Consider the following 20034-nt stretch of genomic DNA (forward strand, 5'->3'; position numbering starts at 1 on the left):
CCCGGAGCCTGCGCTCCTCACCGGCGGCGAAGAAGAACTTTACGGGGTCCGGGCCGCCCTGTCAAACCAAGGGGGTCTGGGCAGTCCCGCGGGTCTTCGCCGCGGCGATCCGGACCCCCCCCCACAGGACAGCGGGATTACCCCGAAACAGCTTTTGACCTGCGCCTATTCGATGTCCTGCTCGGCCGCCTCGGCTGGAGGAGGGAGGAGGCGCGACCCTGGGAAGGGCCGGCGTCCCGTGCGCACGGGCCCAGGGGACGCCGGCTCCGGATGCGGGGGATCTCACTGAGCGCGCACGACCGCGAGGTTCCTCCGCCCCTTGCGCACCAGGGCGACCCCGCCCGCCAGCATGTCCGTCGCCAGGATCGGAGCGTCCTCGTCGGTGACGCGGGCGTTGTTGAGAGACGCGCCGCCCGCGGCAACCGTGCGCCGCGCCGCCGAGCGCCCCTTCTCCAGCCCGGTGGACACCAGCGCGTCGACGATCGTGGACCGGCCCACGCGGATGTCACCCGCGGGAAGGTCCTTCACGGCCGCGAGCAGCGTCTGCCCGTCCACCGCCCGCAGGTCCCCGGCCCCCCACAGGGCGTCGGTGGCGGCGCGCACCCGGGCCAGCTGGTCCGCCCCGTGCACCATCTCCGTCACCCGCGCCGCGAGCTCCTTCTGGGCCTCGCGGTGCTGAGGCCGTTCCGCGACCGCGGTCTCCAACTCCGCGATCCGCTCGCGGGACAGGAAGGTGAAGATCTTGAGGAGCTTGGCCACATCCGCGTCGGCCGTCTGGAGCCAGAACTGGTAGAACGCGTAAGGGCTCATCAGCGATGGGTCGAGCCAGATCGCCCCGCCCTCGGACTTCCCGAACTTCGTCCCGTCCGCCTTCGTGATGATCGGGGTCGTCATCACGTGCGTCTCGGCGCCCTCGACCTTGCGGATGAGGTCCACACCGCCCACCATGTTGCCCCACTGGTCGTTGCCCCCGGTCTCCAGGGTGCATCCGAAGCGCCGGTGCAACTCGAGGAAGTCATTGGCCTGGAGGACCTGGTAGCTGAACTCCGTGTAGGACAGTCCCTCGTCGGACTCCAGCCGGCGCGCGACGATGTCCTTCGAGAGCATGGTGCCCACCCGGAAGTACTTGCCGACGTCGCGCAGCAGCGCGACCGCCGACATCTGTCCCGTCCAGTCGAGGTTGTTGACGATGCGCGCCGCGTTGGGGCCCTCGAAGTCGAGGAGCGCCTCGATCTGGCGGCGCAGGTTCCCCGCCCACCCGGCAACGGTCTCGGCGTCCTGAAGCTGGCGCTCGCCCGAGGGTCTCGGATCGCCGATCAGGCCCGTCGCCCCTCCCACCAGAGCAAGGGGACGGTGGCCAGCGCGCTGCAGGTGGCGCATGAGGATCAGTTGGACCAGATGGCCGTGGTGCAGGGACGCCGCCGTGGGGTCGAACCCGCAGTAATACGTGACCGGTCCCCGAGCCAGGTGCGCGCGCAGCGCATCGATGTCCGTGTGCTGGGCGATGAGGCCCCTCCACTGGAGCTCGTCGAGGAGGTCGGTCACGGTGCTGTCCTTTATGTCGTCGGTGTCATGGCGCCCCGGCGGCCCCGGGGACGCCGCCCAGCTTACCGACCGTCTGCCGAAGCGGCGTCCGCCGCCCACCGTCTGAGGTCCGCGGCCAGGGCCCCGGCCTCGTCGAGCTGTTCGGCCACCCTCTCAGGCGCGGTCCCGCCCCGTCCGCGCCGCGCGCCCACCGACCCCTGGGCGCTGAGCACCTCCCGCACCTCGGGGGTGAGCAGGGGCGAGGCCGCCACCAGCTCCTCGTCGTCAAGATCCCACAGCTCGACGCCCCGCTCTTCGGCGGCGCGCACGCAGGCGCCCGAGATCTCGTGGGCCTGCCTGAACGGCACCCCGCGCCTCACCAGCCATTCCGCGATGTCGGTGGCCAGCGAGAACCCCTGGGGGGCCCACTCCGCCATCCGATCGAGGTGCAGAGACATGGTGGCGACCATCCCCGCCACCGCGGGGAGGAGCACGCCAAGGGTGTCGACCTGGTCGAAGACCGGCTCCTTGTCCTCCTGGAGGTCGCGGTCGTAGGCCAGGGGGATGCCCTTGAGCACGGTGAGCAGAGCGGTGAGGTCCCCGATGAGGCGTCCCGCCTTGCCCCGCCCCAGCTCAGCCACGTCCGGGTTCTTCTTCTGGGGCATGATCGAGGACCCGGTGGAGAAGGCGTCGTCGAGGGTGACGTAGCCGAACTCCTTCGTGTTCCAGATGACGATCTCCTCGCACAGGCGCGAGACATCCACTCCGGTCATCGCCATGACGAAGGAGAACTCGGCCACCACGTCGCGCGACGCCGTCGCGTCGATGGAGTTGGCCGCCGAGTCCCGGAAGCCGAGCTCACGTGCGACGGACCGGGGATCCATGCCGAGCGTGTTGCCGGCCAGCGCCCCGGACCCGTAGGGCGAGATCGCCGCCCGGCGGTCCCAATCGCGCAGGCGGTCGACGTCGCGCAGCAGGGGCCAGACGTGGGCCGCGAGATGGTGGGCGACGAGCACCGGCTGCGCATGCTGCATGTGAGTGCGCCCGGCCATCACCGACTCCCCCGCTCCCCGCGCCTGGGCGAGCAGGGCGTCCGCGGTGTCCAGGGTCAGGCCCGCGAGATGCCGGGCCTCTTCGCGCAGGTACATGCGGATCAGGGTCGCGATCTGGTCGTTGCGGGAGCGCCCGGCGCGGAGTTTGCCCCCCAGGTGCTCGCCGGCGCGCTCCAGCAGCCCGCGTTCCAGGGCGGTGTGGACGTCCTCGTCCCCGGGTCCGGGGAGGAAGGCGCCCGAGGCGACGTCCGCGTCGAGCCGGTCCAGCGCGGCGTGCATCGCGGCGAGCTCCTCATCGGTGAGCAGGCCGGCGGCGTGGAGCGCATTCGCATGCGCATGGGACCCGCGGATGTCGACGTGGGCGAGCCGCCAGTCGAACTGCGTCGACACCGACAGCGCGGCCAGCGCCCGCGAGGGACCGCCGGTGAACCGGCCTCCCCACAGGCTGATCGGAGTGTCGGCGCGGGCGGTCTCCTCTGGCTCAGACATGCCCCGATGATGCCCCGATCGGGACCCGGCACGCCAGCGTGCCCACGGATCGGCGCTAGTCTGTCCCTGATCCGAGGAAAGGCAGCGCCATGACCGATCCGCACGTCGACTCCGAGATCGGGCGCCTCCGCCAGGTCATCGTCCACCGTCCCGGACGCGAGATCGAACGGCTGACCCCCTCGAACCATCAGGAGCTGCTCTTCGACGACCTCCTGGATCCGGGGCGGGCCCGCGCGGAGCACGATGAGTTCACCGCCGTCATGGAGGAGCACGGCATCGAAGTCCTCCCCCTGCGCGCCCTCCTCGCGCAGACGCTCGCGGTCCCCGACGCCCGGGCGGCCGTCCTGGACCGCACCCTCAACGAGAGGCGCCTGGGGCCCGTGCTCACACCGGCGCTGCGTGAGTGGACGGCGGGTCTGGACGTCGACCGGCTGGCGAGCCTGTGCCTGGAGGGGCTCACCGTCGAGGAGTGGAAGGCGCAGTCCCCGGTCCGCTCCCTGGTCACTCGCACGCTGGAGGATGAGGACTTCCTCATCCGCCCGCTGCCGAATCATCTCTTCGCCCGCGACGCCTCCGCGTGGATCTACGGCGGGGCGGCCGTCAACTCGATGAGCAGCCTGGCGCGCCAGCGGGAGTCCCTGCACTATTCGGCGATCTACCAGTGGCACCCGCGTTTCGCCAGGGCCCGCTTCCACACGTGGTCGACCGGGACCTCCGGGGCGATCCGTTCCGCGGAGGGCGGTGACGCCCTGGTGCTGGGCGACGGCGTCGTGGCCTTCGGCGTCTCGGAGCGCACGACGCCGCAGGGCGTCGAAAGGCTCTCCCTCAAGCTGTTCCGCGCCGGTCAGGCGCACACCGTCCTCGCCGTCGTCCTTCCCCAGACGCGGGCCTTCATGCACCTGGACACCGTGCTCACCCAGGTGGACCGCGATGCCTTCCTCCTCTACCCCCGGCTCGGCGCCGTGCGCACGATGGTCCTCACGCAGCGCGACGACCATCTGGTCATCGACGACTCCGGAACGGACCTGGTGGCGGCCCTGAGGCGCGTCCTCGACCGCCCCATCCGCGTGATCTCACCCCGCGGAGCTTTCTCCGACATCGATCGCGAGCAGTGGAACGACGGCTGCAACGCGCTTGCCCTGGCTCCCGGCCGAGTCGTCGTCTACGACCGGTCCCCCCTCTCCAACGAGGCGTTGCGCCACGCGGGCATCGAGGTCATCGAGGTGCACGGGGCGGAGCTCGGACGCGGGCGCGGCGGCCCCCGGTGCATGACATGCCCGGTCTTGCGCGATCCCATCGCCTCGTGAGGATCCGGGTCCGGCGAGGGCGATGGCGCCGGCCCAGCGGGCACGCCGGGGCATCGGGACGCCGCCCTCGCCGCAGACGGGGTCAGACGCTCACAGCGCTCCCTCCCCCACCTCCAGGCCCTTGCCGAAACGGACGTCGCGCGCGGTGGCCAGCTTCGACGTCATGCCGTAGATCTCGATGAATCCGCGGGAGTGGGACTGGTCGAAGGAGTCGCCCGTCTCGTAGGTCGCGAGGTTGAAGTCATAGAGCGAGGCGTCGGAGCGGCGCCCCGTCACCGTCGCGCGGCCCCCGTGCAGACTCATGCGGATCTCGCCGGAGACGTACTCCTGCGTCGACTCGATGAAGGTGTCGAGGGACTTCTTCAACGGGGAGAACCACTGCGCGTCGTAGACCAGTTCGCCCCAGCGTTCGTCGACCCGGCGTTTGAACCGGGCGAGCTCGCGCTCGATGGTGACGCGCTCGAGCTCCTGGTGGGCCGCGATGAGGGCGACAGCGCCCGGGGCCTCGTAGACCTCGCGGGACTTGATGCCGACCAGGCGATCCTCGACGATGTCGATGCGGCCGATGCCCTGGGCCCCGGCGCGCCTGTTCATCTCCTGGATCGCCTGCAACGGTGTGACCGGGCGGCCGTCGATGGCCACGGGCACGCCCTTCTCGAAGGTGAGGACGACCTCGTCGGGCAGCGGCGGATAGGTGGGATCGTCCGTGTAGTTGTAGACGTCCTTGGTGGGGGCGTTCCACAGGTCCTCGAGGAAGCCGGTCTCGATGGCGCGGCCCCAGACGTTCTGGTCGATGGAGAAGGGGTTGTTCTTCGTCGTCTCGATGGGCAGGTGGTGCCTGTTCGCGTAGTCGATGGCGACGTCGCGGGTGAGCGCGAGGTCGCGCACGGGGGCGATCGTCTTGAGGTCGGGGGCCATCGAGGTGATCGACACCTCGAAACGCACCTGGTCGTTGCCCTTGCCCGTGCACCCGTGGGCGACAGTCGTCGCCCCGAACTGGCGGGCCGCGCGCACAAGATGCTTCGAGATCAGCGGGCGCGAGATCGCGGAGACCAGCGGGTAGGCGCCCTGGTAGAGCGCGTTCGCCTTGAGGGCGGGCATGCAGAAGTCCGCGGCGAACTCCTCCTTGGCGTCGGCGACGTAGGCCTCGACGGCGCCGCAGTCCAGAGCGCGCTGCCGGATGACCTGGAGGTCTTCCCCGCCCTGGCCGACGTCGACGGCCACCGCGATGACCTCCATCCCGGTCTGCTCCCCGATCCAGCCGATCGCGACCGAGGTGTCGAGCCCCCCTGAGTACGCGAGAACCACACGGTCCTTGCCCTGCGTCATCTGTGTCCTCTTCTCCGTGAGTGGATGGATGCCTGTGTCAGTCATGGTCCGGATCGCCGTCCCCGGGGGATCCGGCGGTCCCCGCGTCCGCCAGGCGGAGGAGCCGGTCCCGGACCCCTTCGGCCTCCTGCGCGGTGCGGCACACGAGGAGGATCGTGTCGTCCCCCGCGATCGTGCCGACGATGCCGTCCATCCGCACCGCGTCGATGGCCGATCCGAGCAGGTTCGCCGCTCCCACCGGTGTGCGCAGCACCAGGAGATTGCCCGCCACGTCGGTGGCGACGAGGAGCTCCTGGCACCAGTGCACCAGCCGCGCGCCGGCGGCCTCCGCCTCGTGGGTGTGCCCGCCGTCCGCATCGGGCACGGAGTACACCTGGACGCCCGACTGGTTGCGGACCTTGGTGGCCCTCAGCTCCATGAGGTCGCGGGAGAGCGTCGCCTGCGTGGTCTCGATGCCCCGCCGTGCGAGCGCCCTGCGCAGCTCCTCCTGGGAGGCGACTGCCTGCTCCGCGAGGATGTCGACAATGGCGCCGTGCCGCGCGGTGCGGGTCGCCGGGATCGACGGTGTCGTGGTGGTCATCGATGTCCTTCCTGTCGCTGGGCGCTGGCGACGAGCCCTGGCAGCGCCTCGGTGAAGCTGCGCGCCTGAGTGGCCGTGAGCACGAGGGGGGGCGCCAGGCGCAGCGTGGTGGGGGTGGCGGCGTTGAGGATGAAGCCCGCCTCCCTGCCGGCCGAGACCAGGAGGGGGGCGATGGGGGCGGAGAATTCCACGCCAATGAGCAGCCCGCGGCCGCGGACCTCGGTGAGGCCCGGCAGATCCAGGTCCCTCAGCTCGGCCCGCCACTGCCGTCCGAGGCGCTCCGCGTGATCGAGGAGGCCCTCCGACTCGACGGTGTCGAGCACGGCGTTCGCGGCGGCCGCGCACACGGGGTTCCCGCCGAAGGTCGTGCCGTGCATGCCAGGGCCCAGGATGGATCCGGCCGCGCCGATCCCGATGCAGGCGCCGATCGGCATGCCGCCGCCCAGGCCCTTCGCGAGGGTCACGGCATCGGGCACGATGCCGCTGCGGTGGTGGGCCATCCAGTCGCCCGTGCGCCCGAGCCCGCACTGGACCTCGTCGCACACCAGCAGAGCGCCCGCCTGGCGGGTGAGCCGGCGCGCCGCGAGGAGGAAGTCGTCGTCGACCTCGTGGACGCCGGCCTCCCCCTGCACGGGTTCGACGAAGACGCCGGCGACGTCCTCGCCCATCGCCTGCTCCAGGGCTGCGATGTCCCCGACGGGGATGAACTCCACCCCGGGCATGAGCGGTTCGAAGGGGGCCCGGTAGGCCTGCTTCCAGGTGAGGGCAAGCGCCCCGGTGGACCGTCCGTGGAAGGCGTGCTCGAGGGCGAGGATGCGCGGACGCGGGCGGCCGTCCCCGGCCGTCAGGGCGTTGGCGTGGGCCCGGACCATCTTGAGGGCGCACTCGTTGGACTCGGTGCCCGAGTTCGTCAGGAACACGCGCGATCCCCCGGGCGCTCCGCCGGGCTCGACGATGCGCAGGAGGTGCTCGCCCAACGCCACCTGAGGGGGCGTGGCGAAGAAATTCGAGACGTGTCCGAGCCGTCCCGCCTGGTCCGACACGGCGCGCACGACCGCCGGGTGCGCCTGGCCGAGGAGGTTGACCGCGATCCCGCCCAGCAGGTCGAGGTACTCCCGTCCGTCCGCATCCGTCACGCGGGCGCCCGATCCCTCCACGAGCACCAGTTGGGGCGCCCCGAACGTGTTCATCAGGGCGTCCGCGTAGCGGCTGCCCCATTCCCGTCCATTCATCGGAGCACCTCCGGGAACGCCTCCGCGTGCGCCGCCGTGATCATCGTGCCGACCCCGTCGTCCGTGAAGATCTCCAGCAGCATCGAATGCGGGCGGCGGCCGTCGATGATGTGGACCATCGGGACCCCGCCGTCGAGGGCCGCCAGGGCCGCTCGCATCTTCGGGGCCATCCCCGACTCCATGGAGGGGAGCATCTCGCGCAGCTCCTCGTCGGTGAGACGGGAGATCAGGGTGGAGCGGTCGGGCCAGTTCGCGTAGAGGCCCTCGACGTCGGTGAGCATGAGGAGCTTCTCCGCGCCGAGCGCGCCAGCCAGGGCGCTGGCGGCGAGGTCCGCGTTGACGTTGAGGACGCCGCCGGGCTGGTCCTCGTCGGGGGCGACCGAGGAGATCACAGGGATCCGGCCCGCGTCCAGCAGAGAGAGGACGGGCGCGGCGTTGACATGGGTGATCTCGCCCACCAGCCCGACGTCGACGGGCTCGCCGTCCACCCAGGCGGGCGTGCGGCGGGCGCGGAAGAGGCCGGCGTCCTCTCCCGCGAGTCCCATCGCCTGGTAGTCCTCCTGGTTGAGCAGGGAGACGAGCTCGCGCTGGACCTTGCCGAGCAGCACCATCCGGACGATCTCCATGACCTCCTGCGTGGTCACGCGCAGCCCGTGCTCGAAGGGGGCCTCCAGGCCGAGCCGCGCGAGCATCGCGTTGATCTGCGGGCCACCGCCGTGGACGACCACCGGGCGGACGCCCCATTGGTGGAGGAAGAGGACGTCCTGGGCGAAGGCCCTCTTCAGCGACTCGTCGACCATCGCGTTGCCGCCGTACTTGATGACGACGATCTGGCCGGAGTAGCGGCGCAGCCATGGCATCGTCTCCAGGAGGATGCCCGCCTTGTCCTGGGGGCTGATCCGGTCGCTCATGACGAGTACGCGCTGTTCTCGTGGATGTATCCGTGGGTGAGGTCGTTCGTCCACACCGTGGCCCGGGCCTCCCCGGCGTGGAGGTCGACGAGGACGCGGACCTCGCGCGCGGTCATGTCGACGCGCTCGCGGGGTTCGCCCACGCCCTCCTGACGGCACACCATGACGCCGTTGATCGAGACGTCGAGCTGCGAGGGGTCGAAGGGGGCGACCTCGGCCGGGACGGTGCCGACCTCCGCCACGACGCGGCCCCAGTTCGGGTCGTTGCCGAAGACGGCGGCCTTGAACAGGTTCGACCGGGCGACGGCCCGCGCCACAGCCTCGGCGGCGGCCTCGTCGCTGGCCCCGGCCACCGTGACGGCGATGTCGTGGGTGGCGCCCTCCGCGTCGGCGATGAGCTGGCGGGCGAGCCGGGCGCAGATCTCGCGCAGAGCCTCCGTGAAGGCGGCCGGATCCGGCGCCGTCCCGGACGCGCCGGAGGAGAGCAGGATGACCGAGTCGTTCGTCGACATGCAGCCGTCGGAGTCGGTGCGGTTGAAAGTCGTCCGCACGGCCTCCTCCAGAGCGGAAGCGGCCCCGGCATCGTCGAGGACGGCGTCGGTGGTGAGCACGCAGAGCATGGTGGCGAGACCGGGGGCCAGCATCCCGGCGCCCTTCGCCATTCCGCCGATGCTCCACCCGTCGCCGGTCGCCACCGCGGTCTTCGGCACGGTGTCGGTGGTCCGGATCGCGTCGGCGGCCGCCAGGGCGGCCTCGTCGTCCTCCTCCAGAGCGGCGGCCGCCTGGTCGATGCCCGGCAGGAGGAGGTCCAGGGGCAGCCTCTGGCCGATGAGCCCCGTCGAGCACACGCCGACCTGCCCGGGCTCCAGGCCGAGCGCAGCGGCGGCGCGCGCGGCGGTCGCCTGGGCGTCCCGCGCGCCGGGGCGGCCGGTGCAGGCGTTGGCGCCGCCCGAGTTCAGGACGACGGCTCGCAGAGTCCCCGCGGCCAGGTGGGAGCGGGTGAGGGTGACGGGCGCCGCGACGACCCGGTTCGAGGTGAAGACGCCGGCCGACGCCGCGCGCGGCCCACGGTTCACGACGAGGGCGAGGTCGCGCCCCCCATGCTGCTTGAGGCCCGCTTCCACACCGGAGGCGGCGAACCCCCGGGGCGCGGTGACTCCGACGGCGAGGGCGGTCATGGGGCGACTCCGATCGTGGGGACGGCCGTGCACTCCGGCAGGCCCAGGGCGAGGTTGGCGGACTGGATCGCGGCGCCGGCCGTGCCCTTGCCGAGGTTGTCGAGGGCGCACAGGGCGATGAGCGTCCCGCTGCGCCGGTCGACGGCGGCGCAGACCAGCGCGCGGCCGGTGCCGATGACGGGCGCGGTGGCGGGCCACACCCCCGTCGGGAGGACCTCGAGGAGCGGCTCGTCGTCGTAGACGCGGTAGGCGTCGGCGATCGCGTCGGCGTCCGCGCCTGCGGCCAGGGGCGCGACGACGGTCGCGAGGATCCCCCGTGAGACCGGGACCAGGACCGGGGTGAAGGCGACCTGCGGGTCCGCCGCCCCCGCGGTCCGGAGGTTCTGCAGGATCTCCGGGATATGGCGGTGCGATCCTCCCACTCCGTAGGGGGCGAGGTTCCCGAGCGCCTCGGAGGCCAGCAGGTGGGGCTTCGCCGCGCGTCCGGCGCCCGAGTAGCCCACGGCCAGCGTGGCGCACGTCGAGGAGGCGTCGACGAGCCCGGCGAGGACTGCGGGCTGGAGCGCCAGGGTGACGGCCGTGACGTTGCACCCGGGGACCGCGACGCGCCTCGTGCGCGCGAGGCCGGCGCGCTGGGCGCGGGCCGTGTCCTCGCCGGCGTGCAGCAGCTCGGGCATGCCGTAGGTCCAGGGGTCGGCGGGCTCTCCGCCGTAGTAGCGTCGCCACTCCTCGGGGTCGGCGAGCCGGTGGTCGGCCGCGAGGTCGATGATCAGGGCGTCGTCGCCCGCGCGCTCGAGCGCCTCGGCGACCTGTGCGGAGTGCCCGTGCGGAAGGGCGAGGAACACGAGGTCGTGCCCGCCCAGGGTCTGCGGGGAGGTCTCTTCGATGACCAGCTCGGCCAGGGGCGCCAGATGGGGATGCACGTCGCCGAGGCGACGGCCCGCGGAGGAGGCCGCCGTGACCGTCGTGACCCGGATGTCCGGATGCGTCGCGAGCAGCCGCAGGACCTCACCGCCCGCGTAGCCTGACGCGCCGGCCACAGCCGCTGTGAATGACATGTGCATAATCATACGGGCACATGCATAGAATGGCGGCGATGTCCTCCATGTGGACGGATGCGCCCCGGTCAGGCGGCGGGGAGGGTCCTGCGCAGCTCCGCGATGATCGAGTCGGTCCACTCGCCGACGGCCTGCCAGTCACGGAAGTCGCCCTCGACGCCGCCCGCGAGCCGGACGATCGAACGCTCACGCAGAGACAACAGCTCCGGGTCGTAGCGGCCCGGGAACACCTGGTGGTGCACGACGTGGACCTTGAGGAGGACCGGGCCGATCCGCGAGGGATCCTGGGGGGAGTGCTTCGGGACGCCCGACAGGCCCACCGAGAAGGCCCACACCGGCATCTGCGCCAGCTGGGTCTCGAAGCGCTGGAGGAACGCCGTGGCCCCGGGCATCCACTGGGTCATGTAGACGGCGGACCCGCACACGACCGCGTCGATCCCGTCCAGGGAGACGACGTCCTCCGGGTTCTGGCGGACGGCCTCCCACCCGGTCCCGCGCAGCCGCTCGGCGATGGCGTCGGCGATCTCGGCAGTGGCCCCGTGTTTGGAGGATGCGGTGACGAGGATTCTCATGTCTCCCAGTGTGGCAGATCCGGGCCCGCGCCGAGGGCATCGAAGGTCCCCATGAGTCGAGCGACACAGGGCGCGCTCGGCGCGGGACCTGGTTCCTCAGGAGCGGAGCTCGGCCCCGAGCAGCTTGTGCGCGCGCTTGACGACGGCGTGGCGCACCTGGGCGGACTCCTCCGCCGTCAACGTGTGGTCGGGGGCGCGCAGCCGCAGGGCGAAAGCCAGAGACCGATGCCCCTCCGGCACCTGGTCGCCCTCGTAGATGTCGAAGAGGGTGACGTCCTCCGCCAGTGGCCCCGCCGCCTGGCGGACCACCTGCTCGACGCGGGCCGCCGGGACCCCCCGGTCGACGACCAGGGCGATGTCCTCCTTCGCCAGGGGATACGTGGACACGGGCCTGACCTGCACCGGCTGCTGAGGCATCTGGGCGATGAGGGCGTCGAGATCCAGCTCGAACGCGCAGGAGCGGGCGGGCAGGCCGAAGGCGCGGCACACCTCGGGATGGAGCTCGCCGGCCATGGCGAGGCCGACCAGATCGCGTCCGCGCCGCGCGAACACCCGGGCGGCACGCCCGGGATGCCACGGCGCCACCTCCGACGGATCGGTCGCGGCGACCGGCATCGGCGGCGCGCCCCGGCCGGTGCGGGCCTCGGCATCGGGCTCCCAGGCGCGGGTGACCTCCACGCGCACGCCCAGGACCGTGGCCGCGCGCCGCACGGCCTCCACCGCATCCGACCAGTCGAACGGCCTCGGGGCGGCGAGGACGCCGGGAGCGGTGGCCGCCCCCGCGAGCACCGCGCCGATATGCCAGGGTTGGGCGGGCACGCCGGCGCGCAGCCCATCCAGCACCTCCTCGCTGGGCCGTCTCTCCGCGGAGGGAAGGCCCGAGGGCCGGGTGCCGTCGGGGTGCGCCACCATACCGGTCTCGAACACCGCGATCGACGGCGCGCCGCGGGAAGCGTTGCGGCCCGCCGTGTCGAGGAGCGTGTCCAGGATGGAGGTGCGCAGCAGGGGCGCGTCCTCGGCCAGGGGGTTGCGCAGGCGCAGAGTCCGGCGGCGGACGTCGCCCTCGGGCAGGCGCTGCCGATCATGCGAGTCGGAGACGAACGGGTAGGACTCGACCTCGACCAGCCCCCCCTGGGCGAGCGTGTCGGAGACCTGGCGCCTGGCCCGCTGCGCGCCGGTGAGGCCCCGTCCCGCAGGCGCCGCCGGGAGGAGCGAGGGGATGTTGCCGTAGCCGTCGAGGCGTGCGACCTCCTCCACGAGGTCGGCGGGGCCGACGAGGTCGGGCCGCCAGCTGGGCGCCGTGACCAGCCACTCGGCGTCGGCTTCCTCCCCGGCGACCGTGCAGCCGACCATCTGGAGCAGCTCGCGCACGCGCGCCGGCCCGTAGTCCACTCCGGTCAGGCGCCGGGGCTCGCCCACGCGCATCCGCACTGGGGGGTGCGCGCGGACCGTGTCCCAGTCCGAGACGGCGGGGGCGGCCTGGCCGCCCCCGTACTCGACCAACAGGTCGACCGCGCGCTGGCAGGCGACGGGAGGCAGCAGCGGATCCGTGCCGCGCTCGAACCGCTTCGAGGCCTCCGACGGCAGCCGGTGGCGCCGGGCGGTGCGCGCGACGGAGACGGCGTCGAAATGCGCCGCCTCCAGCAGGATGTCCGTGGTGGACGGCGACACCTCGGTGTCTGCGCCGCCCATGACGCCCGCCATGCCGATGATCCGCGAGCCGCGGCCGTCCGGGGAGTCCGTGATGAGGAGGTCCTCCGGGTCCAGGGCCCGGTCCACGCCGTCGAGGGTCTCCAGACGCTCGCCGTCCGCCGCCCGGCGCACCATGATCGGCGCGGAGAGCGTCGCCAGGTCGTAGGCGTGCATCGGCTGGCCCAGGTCGAGCATGACGTAATTCGTCACGTCCACCGGCAGGGAGATCGACCGCATCCCGGCCATCTCCAGCCGGTCGCGCATCCACTCGGGAGTCGGGGCCGAGGGATCGACCCCGCGCACGATCCGTGTCACGAAGCGGTCGCAGCCCGCGTGCGCGCGGATCGGCGCGGCGTCGGCGACCTCCACCGGGAACCCGTCGGCCGTGGTCGCGGGGACCGGCTCCGGCAGCGCCGAGGCCAGCCCCGGATCCGTGAACGCCGCGCCCGTGGAATGGGAGTACTCGCGCGCGACGCCGCGCATCGAGAAGCAGTAGCCCCGGTCGGGGGTGACGTTGATCTCCAGGACCTCCTCGCCCAGGCCGAGGAAGGACACGAGGTCGGCGCCCGGGGCGGGGATCTCGCGGCCGGGGTAGGCGCGGGTGAGCACGACGATGCCCGAGTGGTCGTCGCCGAGCCCCAGCTCGCGCGCCGAGCACATCATGCCGTCCGAGACGTGTCCGTAGGTCTTGCGGGCGGCGATGGGGAACGGGCCCGGCAGTACCGCGCCGGGCAGGGAGACGACGACGAGGTCGCCGACCTCGAAGTTGTGGGCGCCGCAGATGATGCCGCGGCTGGGGAGGTCGCTGGGCTCCTTGCCGGTGCCCGGCGCGTCGTTGTGCGCGCCGACGTCGACCCGGCAGTAATTGATGACCTTGCCGTTGTGCTGGGACTCCTCGTGGCGTGTGAGGACGCGGCCGACGACGAGCGGGCCCGTCACGCGGGCCGGGTGGATCGTCTCCTCCTCCAGCCCGACGCGCACCAGCGCGGCGGCGAGATCCCTCGCCGTGGTGCCGGGCGCGACCTCGACGTGGTCGGACAGCCAGGACAGCGGGACCATCGGCATGTCAGTTCCCCCTTCCGGTGAGGCCGAATTGCTCCGAGAAGCGGATGTCGCCCTCGACGATGTCGTGCATGTCGGCGATCCCGTGGCGCAGCATGAGCGTGCGCTCGATCCCCATGCCGAAGGCGAACCCCGAGTAGACGTCCGGGTCGATGCCGCTGGCCCGCAGGACATTCGGGTTGACCATGCCGCATCCACCCCATTCGATCCATCCGGCGCCCCCCTTCTTCTGGGGGAACCACAGGTCCATCTCCGCGCTGGGCTCGGTGAAGGGGAAGAACGAGGGCCGCAGGCGCGTGCGGGCCTCGGGCCCGAACATCGCGCGGGCGAAGTGGTCGAGTGTGCCCTTGAGGTGCGCCATCGTCAGGCCGCGGTCCACGGCGAGCCCCTCGCACTGGTGGAACACGGGCGTGTGCGTGGCGTCCAGGGCGTCGGAGCGGAACACCTTGCCCGGGCAGGCCACGTACAGCGGCGCGCCCCGGGAGAGCATCGCGCGCGACTGGACGGGCGAGGTATGGGTGCGCATCACGAGGTGACCGTCCTCCTCGTGCTCACCGCCCGCGCTGCGCCCGTCGACGTAGAGCGTGTCCTGCATCTGGCGCGCCGGGTGGTCGATGTCGAAGTTGAGGGAGTCGAAGTTGAACCACTCGTGCTCGATCTCGGGACCCTCCGCGATCTCCCAGCCCATGGCGATGAAGAAGTCCGCGACCTCCTCCATCAGGGTCTCCAGCGGATGCCGCGCCCCCACCGGCCGGCGCCGCGTGGGGACGGTGACGTCGACGGCCTCCTCCACGAGGGCGCGCGCCTCCCGCTCGGCCTCGAGCACCGCGTGGCGGTCCTCGAGCGCCTCGGCGAGCCGGTGGCGCGCCCCGCCGACCGCGCGCCCCGCCGCCCCGCGATCCTTCGGGTCGAGCGATCCGATCGCCCGGTTCGCCCGGACCAGGGGCGCGTTGTCCCCCAGCACGCGGGCACGCACCTGCGAGAGGCCGGCCAGGGTCGGGGCGGCGGCAATCGCCGCGAGAGCCTCGTCGACGAGGGCGGTCACGGCGTCCGTGTCCAGCGGGTTGAGCTCGGGGACAGTGTCAGCCATGTCCTGCTTCCTCGGTCGGGAATCGTGTGCGGCGCGCCGGGCGCGCCAGCACCCCATGATAGTGCGTGGCCCGAATGGCACCGATGCGCCATCCACCTGGCAGCCCCATCCGTCGGGACCGCGCCGCCCGCGTGGGACTCCGGCCGATCATCTAGGCTATGGGCGCAACCGCGATCTCTCGCACAGGAGCACCGATGCCCTCCACACCCTCACCCCAGCCCGCCCGGCTGGCGGCACCCTCGTCGCCCGCCGACGCCCCCGCCCGCCGCGTCCGCGTCCAGCACCTCGCCCGCGCGAAGCGGGAGGGGCGCCGCCTGACGATGCTCACGGCCTACGACGCGCTGACCGCTCCGATCCTGGAATCGGCGGGAGTGGACATGCTCCTCGTGGGCGACTCGTTGGGCAACGTCGTCCTCGGGCACGGCTCCACCCTGCCTGTCACCCTGGAGGACATGGAACGCGCGACCGGCGCGGTGGCCCGATCGACCTCCCGAGTCCTGGTCGTGGCCGATATGCCCTTCGGGACCTACGAGGCCTCCCCCGAGCAGGCCTTCGCCTCGGCGGTCCGGCTCATGCGGGCGGGGGCCCACGCCGTCAAGCTCGAGGGTGGCGCACCCCGGGCGGCCGCGGTCCGGCTCCTCACCGACGGCGGCATCCCGGTGGTCGGGCACCTGGGCTACACCCCCCAGTCGGAGAACGCGATCGGCGGGCCGCGCCTGCGCGGACGCGGCGACCAGGCCCAGCCGATGCTGGACGACGCCCGGGCGCTGGAGGAGGCGGGCGCGGTGGCCGTCGTCCTGGAGATGGTCCCGGCCGACGTCGCCGCACAGGTCACACGCGCCCTGAGCGTCCCCACGATCGGGATCGGCGCGGGACCGGACACCGACGGCCAGGTCCTGGTGTGGGCCGACATGGCGGGGATGACGGCCTGGACCCCGTCCTTCGTCCGCCGTTTCGGAGAGCTCGGCGAGGATCTGAGGCGCGCCGCCTCCAGCTACGTCCGGGCGGTGTCCGAGGGAGCCTTCCCCGCCGAGGAGAACTTCCACCGCCACTGAGGCGACGCCGCCGGCCCCCGGGCCGCCGGGGCGATCGCGCCCGCCCGGTCGGTCTAGGGTGGGATCCATGATCGCTGCATCCCCCTTGGCCACCCGCGCCCCCCTGGGCACGGCCGTTCCGGGCCGCGTGTCCCCGCGCCGCTCAGTCCCCGAGCACATCGAGCGCCCCGAGTACATGTTCCACGACGGCCCAGGTCGTCACCGCCTCCGACGTCAAGGACGCCGACACGGTGGAGCGGATCCGGCGGGCAGGGCGCATCGCCGCTGGGGCCATGGAGGCCGCAGCCGCCGCGATCCGGCCGGGCGTGACCACCGACGAGCTCGACCGCATCGCCCACGAGTACATGATCAGCCATGACGCCTACCCCTCGACCCTGGGCTACATGGGCTACCCGAAATCGCTGTGCACCTCGGTCAACGAGGTGATCTGCCACGGGATCCCCGACGACCGCCCCCTGGAGGAGGGGGACATCGTCAACCTGGATGTCACCGCGTACAAGGACGGCGTGCACGGCGACACCAACGCCACCTACGAGGTCGGGGCCGTCGATCCCGAGTCGCATCTGCTCATCGAGCGCACCCGGGAGTCGATGATGCGCGGCATCCGGGCCTGCCGTCCCGGCCGACAGATCAACGTCATCGGCCGCGTCATCGAGTCCTACGCCAAGCGCTTCGAGTACGGCGTCATCCGCGACTACACCGGGCACGGCGTGGGGGAGGCCTTCCACTCCGGGCTCATCGTCCCCCACTACGACGCGGCTCCGCTGTACTCGACCGTCATGGAGCCGGGCATGGTGTTCACCGTGGAACCCATGCTCACCCTGGGAACGGTCGAGTGGGAGCAGTGGGACAACGGCTGGACCGTCGTCACCGCGGACCGCTCGCGCACCGCCCAGTTCGAGCACACGATCGTCGTCACCGAGGACGGGCCGGAGATCCTCACCCTGCCCTGACGCGGCCCGGACGGCCGGGCCGCAGGCCCGCCCGCTGGGCTACGCTGGGCGCGCACACGCAACGAGCTGCGATTCAGGGAGGAACCATGGCGGCGCACGCCTGCGGGATCGACATCGGCGGATCGGGCGTCAAGGGCGCCCTCGTCGACCTCGGCACCGGTGAGTTCGTCGGCGACCGGGTCCGTCTGGACACCCCGACGCCCTCGACCCCCGACGCGGTCGCCGAGGCCTGCCGGGAGATCCTCGACCGCCTGGGGGCGGGATCGGACGTCCCGGTGGGCGTCACCTTCCCGGCCCCGATCATCCACGGCGTCGTGGCCTTCATCGCGAACCTCGACAAGTCCTGGACCGGGGTCGACGTCAACGCGCTCATGCTCCGCCACCTCGGGCGTCCCGTCACCGCGCTCAACGACGCCGACGCCGCGGGCCTGGCCGAGGTCGCCTTCGGCGCCGCGAAGGGCGTCTCCGGCGAGGTGGTCGTCACCACACAGGGCACCGGCATCGGCTCGGCCATCATCGTCGACGGCGTCCTGGTGCCCAACACGGAACTCGGGCACCTCGAGCTGGACGGCCATGACGCGGAGTCCCAGGCCTCGGCCGGGCAGAAGACGCTCCAGGGCCTGTCCTGGGAGGAATGGGCCGGCCGCCTCCAGCGCTACTACTCCCACCTCGAGATGCTGTTCTCCCCCGACCTGTTCGTCGTCGGCGGCGGTGTGTCCGCCAACCACGAGAAGTGGATGCCTCTCCTGCGCCTGAGGACCCCGATGGTGCCCGCCCGGCTTCTCAACACAGCCGGCATCGTCGGGGCCGCCTACGAGGCGGCGCGCCGGACCCGATGACCGACCGGTTCGCCCCCGGCTCGTCCGAGGACCCCTCCGAGGACTGGACGGGGGAGCCGGACACGCCCGGCGCGCCTCGCCTCCCCGCGGCACCGGACCTCTCCGACGCCGCCCGGGCCTACCCGCAATTCGCTCCCGGCGCGGACGGCCGCACGCCCACGCCCGCCTCCCCGCGGCCCCCCAGGAGACGCCGGACCCGCCGGACGCGAACGCCGAGCCGGGGATCCACCCCGCGGTCCCCGACCGGCCGCGCGAAACGGAGCTCCCCCCGGGTCACAGCCGTGTCCATCGCCCTGTTCGCCGTCATCGTGGCGGCCGCCCTCCTCCTGTCCTGGTGCTCGCGCTCCGGCACCGGAGCCGACGAGGACGCCTCGCCCTCGTCCCCGGCCTCTCCTGCCCGCGGAGCGGCGCGGTCCATCGATCCCTCGGCCGCCCCCTCGCCGTCCGCCCTGAGGGGCAGCGTGTCCGCGGGGCAGAGCGCCCCGGAGCTCCTCGGCTCCGGCCAGCCCAAGCCCGGAGCGGGGTTCTCGCCCGGCGCCCCCGCGAGCGCCCGCCAGTGGACCGTGCGGCTCCCCGACTACTACCAGGGCCAGTACTCCGATCTTGTGCTCTCCCCGCTCACGAGCGGCGGCGACGCGGTGGACCCGTGGATGGAGGACGAGCTGTACGCGGACGAGGCCTGGATGCTCGTCCGCGTCCACGTCATCCCCCACGGGTACGGCGCCGACGACTATGCCCAGCGCGCCGACCTGCGTCTGCAGGGCCAGTCCGGGCGCTGGTACCTCGGCCAGACGCTCGACTTCGCGGAATCCACCGCGGAGCGCGACGACGAGTACGTGTTCGCGATCCCCCGGTGGGACATCCCCGTGGATCCCGTCGTCGAGGTCTCGCCCTCCGGGAGCTACGGGGGGTCCTCCCCTGTCTACATGGACGTCGGGTGAGGTCGCGCTGCGAGGCGGGACGCGGATGAGCCGGTCTGTACGCCGGGTTCTGTACCGCGTCCCGTTGCCGGGCTCGCGGCGGCGACCATCCATCTAGGACCTGCGTTGCCGCAGGCCTCCAGCAACCTACCCGCAGGCATTGGACGGGCCGCCCGTATTCGCCTGCTGCTTGGTCTTGCTCCGGGTGGGGTTTGCCGAGCCGGCACGGTCGCCCGCGCCGCTGGTGGGCTCTTGCCCCACCGTTTCACCCTTACCGGCGCCAGACGGCCCCGGCGGTCTGTTCTCTGTGGCACTGTCCCGCGGGTCACCCCGGGTGGCTGTTGGCCACCACCCTGCCCGATGGAGCCCGGACGTTCCTCACGGGGCCCTCAGGCCCCCCGCGGCCGCCCGACCGACTCATCCGCAGGGGTGAGTCTACCCGCTCAGCGGGATGCCCCGGTGCGCACGACCAGCTGACCGGTCTCCTCCGCCCAGTAGACCTCGTCGTCGGGGATGCGCGCGATGACGCCCAGCTCGGCGGGCGCCAGATCGGTCGCGGCGCCCATGGCGACGCCCTCGCGCACCTCGATGACCGCGAGGGCGCCGTTGCGTGACCGCGACCTCTCGTACTCGGCCAGCAGGTCCTCCGGCACGCGCTCGGCGAGCTCCCGGCGCTCGGCCATGATCCGGCGGAGCTCTGCCTCGACGCCGCTCATGTCCTCGCTGAACTGCGCGCGAGTCGCCTCGACGTCGGCGGCGATGGCCACGGCCTCGTCCCGCATGGCGCGCTCGGCCCCCTCCGCGGCCTCCAGCCGCTCCTCGGCGTCCAGCTGCGCGTCCTCGAGGTCCGAGATGCGCTGGTCCATCCGCGCGATCTCGTGCTCCATGGCGCTCATGTCGCGCAGCGGCACCTCTCCCCCGTCCAACCTGCCCTGCTGGGTCGTCCGGCGCGTGCGGACCTTGTCCACCTCCGTCTCCAGCTTCTCCGACTCGCGTCGGATGTCGGAGATCACAGCCGTCTGGGTGACGGCCGCCCGCCGGAGGTCGTCGGCCCTCCCGGCGAGCTCCTTGAGGGTGGCATGGGCGGGATGGGAGTCCCTCTGGTGGCGGAGCCGCGACTCCTGCTGGTCGAGCTTCTGGAGGTCGAGCAGGAGCAATTGGTCCTCGTGCGCAGCTTTCACCGATGTCCTC

At 72.4% G+C, this 20034-nt stretch carries 16 protein-coding genes, 1 other RNA gene and 1 pseudogene; 5 read left to right on the top strand and 13 right to left on the bottom strand.

Annotation, left to right across the window (positions count from 1 at the left end):
- Positions 1 to 282 precede the first annotated feature (282 nt).
- A complete protein-coding gene (tyrS, locus tag ACFQWG_RS04935) occupies positions 283 to 1545 on the bottom strand; it encodes a tyrosine--tRNA ligase (protein ID WP_380972705.1) in 1263 nt (420 codons plus the stop codon).
- 62 nt (positions 1546 to 1607) lie between these two features.
- On the bottom strand, positions 1608 to 3065 hold the full coding sequence (argH, locus tag ACFQWG_RS04940) for an argininosuccinate lyase (RefSeq protein WP_380972707.1): 1458 nt from the start codon (positions 3063 to 3065) through the stop codon (positions 1608 to 1610).
- 89 nt (positions 3066 to 3154) lie between these two features.
- Here argH and ACFQWG_RS04945 point away from each other — a divergent pair, with 89 nt between their 5' ends.
- Complete coding sequence (locus ACFQWG_RS04945) at positions 3155 to 4372, top strand: arginine deiminase (protein ID WP_380972710.1); 1218 nt, start codon at positions 3155 to 3157, stop codon at positions 4370 to 4372.
- A gap of 90 nt (positions 4373 to 4462) precedes the next feature.
- On the opposite strand, the gene ACFQWG_RS04950 is transcribed toward ACFQWG_RS04945, so the two are convergent.
- The 9 genes from ACFQWG_RS04950 to pheS all read right to left on the bottom strand — a co-directional run bounded on the left by ACFQWG_RS04950 (position 4463) and on the right by pheS (position 15076).
- Complete coding sequence (locus tag ACFQWG_RS04950) at positions 4463 to 5701, bottom strand: argininosuccinate synthase (RefSeq protein ID WP_380976235.1); 1239 nt, start codon at positions 5699 to 5701, stop codon at positions 4463 to 4465.
- A 37-nt stretch (positions 5702 to 5738) separates the two neighbouring features.
- Positions 5739 to 6281, bottom strand: a complete 543-nt coding sequence (gene argR, locus ACFQWG_RS04955; protein WP_380972712.1) for an arginine repressor — start codon at positions 6279 to 6281, stop codon at positions 5739 to 5741.
- Positions 6278 to 7513, bottom strand: coding sequence for an acetylornithine transaminase (locus ACFQWG_RS04960; protein ID WP_380972715.1), 1236 nt, complete (start codon positions 7511 to 7513; stop codon positions 6278 to 6280). Before ACFQWG_RS04960 ends, argR begins: the two co-directional genes overlap by 4 nt.
- Complete coding sequence (gene argB / locus ACFQWG_RS04965) at positions 7510 to 8424, bottom strand: acetylglutamate kinase (protein ID WP_380972717.1); 915 nt, start codon at positions 8422 to 8424, stop codon at positions 7510 to 7512. The genes ACFQWG_RS04960 and argB overlap by 4 nt, the downstream gene beginning before the upstream one ends.
- Positions 8421 to 9602 (bottom strand): bifunctional glutamate N-acetyltransferase/amino-acid acetyltransferase ArgJ, encoded by a 1182-nt coding sequence (argJ, locus tag ACFQWG_RS04970; protein WP_380972720.1) that lies wholly within the window; start codon positions 9600 to 9602, stop codon positions 8421 to 8423. The genes argB and argJ overlap by 4 nt, the downstream gene beginning before the upstream one ends.
- Positions 9599 to 10660 (bottom strand): N-acetyl-gamma-glutamyl-phosphate reductase, encoded by a 1062-nt coding sequence (gene argC, locus ACFQWG_RS04975; protein ID WP_380972722.1) that lies wholly within the window; start codon positions 10658 to 10660, stop codon positions 9599 to 9601. The genes argJ and argC overlap by 4 nt, the downstream gene beginning before the upstream one ends.
- Positions 10661 to 10728: 68 nt before the next feature.
- On the bottom strand, positions 10729 to 11232 hold the full coding sequence (locus ACFQWG_RS04980) for a flavodoxin domain-containing protein (RefSeq protein WP_380972724.1): 504 nt from the start codon (positions 11230 to 11232) through the stop codon (positions 10729 to 10731).
- A 96-nt stretch (positions 11233 to 11328) separates the two neighbouring features.
- Positions 11329 to 13989: a phenylalanine--tRNA ligase subunit beta gene (gene pheT, locus ACFQWG_RS04985; RefSeq protein WP_380972727.1), complete on the bottom strand. Its 2661-nt coding sequence runs from the start codon at positions 13987 to 13989 to the stop codon at positions 11329 to 11331.
- Position 13990: 1 nt separating this feature from the next.
- The gene (pheS, locus tag ACFQWG_RS04990) at positions 13991 to 15076 is read right to left on the bottom strand and encodes a phenylalanine--tRNA ligase subunit alpha (RefSeq protein ID WP_380972730.1); all 1086 of its coding nucleotides are present in this window, start codon (positions 15074 to 15076) and stop codon (positions 13991 to 13993) included.
- 194 nt (positions 15077 to 15270) lie between these two features.
- On the opposite strand from pheS, the gene panB reads away from it, so the two are divergent.
- The 4 genes and pseudogenes from panB (at position 15271) to ACFQWG_RS05010 (ending at position 18864) form a co-directional block, all read left to right on the top strand.
- Positions 15271 to 16131, top strand: coding sequence for a 3-methyl-2-oxobutanoate hydroxymethyltransferase (panB, locus tag ACFQWG_RS04995; protein WP_380972732.1), 861 nt, complete (start codon positions 15271 to 15273; stop codon positions 16129 to 16131).
- Between the two features lie 67 nt (positions 16132 to 16198).
- Positions 16199 to 17084: pseudogene (gene map / locus ACFQWG_RS05000) on the top strand (type I methionyl aminopeptidase).
- An 86-nt stretch (positions 17085 to 17170) separates the two neighbouring features.
- Positions 17171 to 17923, top strand: a complete 753-nt coding sequence (gene ppgK / locus ACFQWG_RS05005) for a polyphosphate--glucose phosphotransferase (RefSeq protein ID WP_380972735.1) — start codon at positions 17171 to 17173, stop codon at positions 17921 to 17923.
- Between the two features lie 281 nt (positions 17924 to 18204).
- A complete protein-coding gene (locus ACFQWG_RS05010) occupies positions 18205 to 18864 on the top strand; it encodes a hypothetical protein (protein ID WP_380972738.1) in 660 nt (219 codons plus the stop codon).
- Between the two features lie 22 nt (positions 18865 to 18886).
- Here ACFQWG_RS05010 and rnpB read toward each other — a convergent pair.
- Positions 18887 to 19263, bottom strand: an RNA gene (gene rnpB, locus ACFQWG_RS05015) — RNase P RNA component class A.
- 23 nt (positions 19264 to 19286) lie between these two features.
- The gene (locus tag ACFQWG_RS05020) at positions 19287 to 20024 is read right to left on the bottom strand and encodes a zinc ribbon domain-containing protein (RefSeq protein WP_380972740.1); all 738 of its coding nucleotides are present in this window, start codon (positions 20022 to 20024) and stop codon (positions 19287 to 19289) included.
- Between the last annotated feature and the right edge of the window lie 10 nt (positions 20025 to 20034).

It is taken from the genome of Schaalia naturae, assembly GCF_042665795.1.
Classification (GTDB): domain Bacteria; phylum Actinomycetota; class Actinomycetes; order Actinomycetales; family Actinomycetaceae; genus Pauljensenia; species Pauljensenia naturae.

Coding starts and splice junctions, on each gene's coding strand:
- argH (WP_380972707.1), bottom strand. CDS start 3,065: ATGTCTGAGCCAGAGGAGACCGCCCGCGCCGACACTCCGATCAGCCTG.
- ACFQWG_RS04945 (WP_380972710.1), top strand. CDS start 3,155: ATGACCGATCCGCACGTCGACTCCGAGATCGGGCGCCTCCGCCAGGTC.
- ACFQWG_RS04950 (WP_380976235.1), bottom strand. CDS start 5,701: ATGACGCAGGGCAAGGACCGTGTGGTTCTCGCGTACTCAGGGGGGCTC.
- argR (WP_380972712.1), bottom strand. CDS start 6,281: ATGACCACCACGACACCGTCGATCCCGGCGACCCGCACCGCGCGGCAC.
- ACFQWG_RS04960 (WP_380972715.1), bottom strand. CDS start 7,513: ATGAATGGACGGGAATGGGGCAGCCGCTACGCGGACGCCCTGATGAAC.
- argB (WP_380972717.1), bottom strand. CDS start 8,424: ATGAGCGACCGGATCAGCCCCCAGGACAAGGCGGGCATCCTCCTGGAG.
- argJ (WP_380972720.1), bottom strand. CDS start 9,602: ATGACCGCCCTCGCCGTCGGAGTCACCGCGCCCCGGGGGTTCGCCGCC.
- argC (WP_380972722.1), bottom strand. CDS start 10,660: ATGTCATTCACAGCGGCTGTGGCCGGCGCGTCAGGCTACGCGGGCGGT.
- ACFQWG_RS04980 (WP_380972724.1), bottom strand. CDS start 11,232: ATGAGAATCCTCGTCACCGCATCCTCCAAACACGGGGCCACTGCCGAG.
- pheT (WP_380972727.1), bottom strand. CDS start 13,989: ATGCCGATGGTCCCGCTGTCCTGGCTGTCCGACCACGTCGAGGTCGCG.
- pheS (WP_380972730.1), bottom strand. CDS start 15,076: ATGGCTGACACTGTCCCCGAGCTCAACCCGCTGGACACGGACGCCGTG.
- panB (WP_380972732.1), top strand. CDS start 15,271: ATGCCCTCCACACCCTCACCCCAGCCCGCCCGGCTGGCGGCACCCTCG.
- ppgK (WP_380972735.1), top strand. CDS start 17,171: ATGGCGGCGCACGCCTGCGGGATCGACATCGGCGGATCGGGCGTCAAG.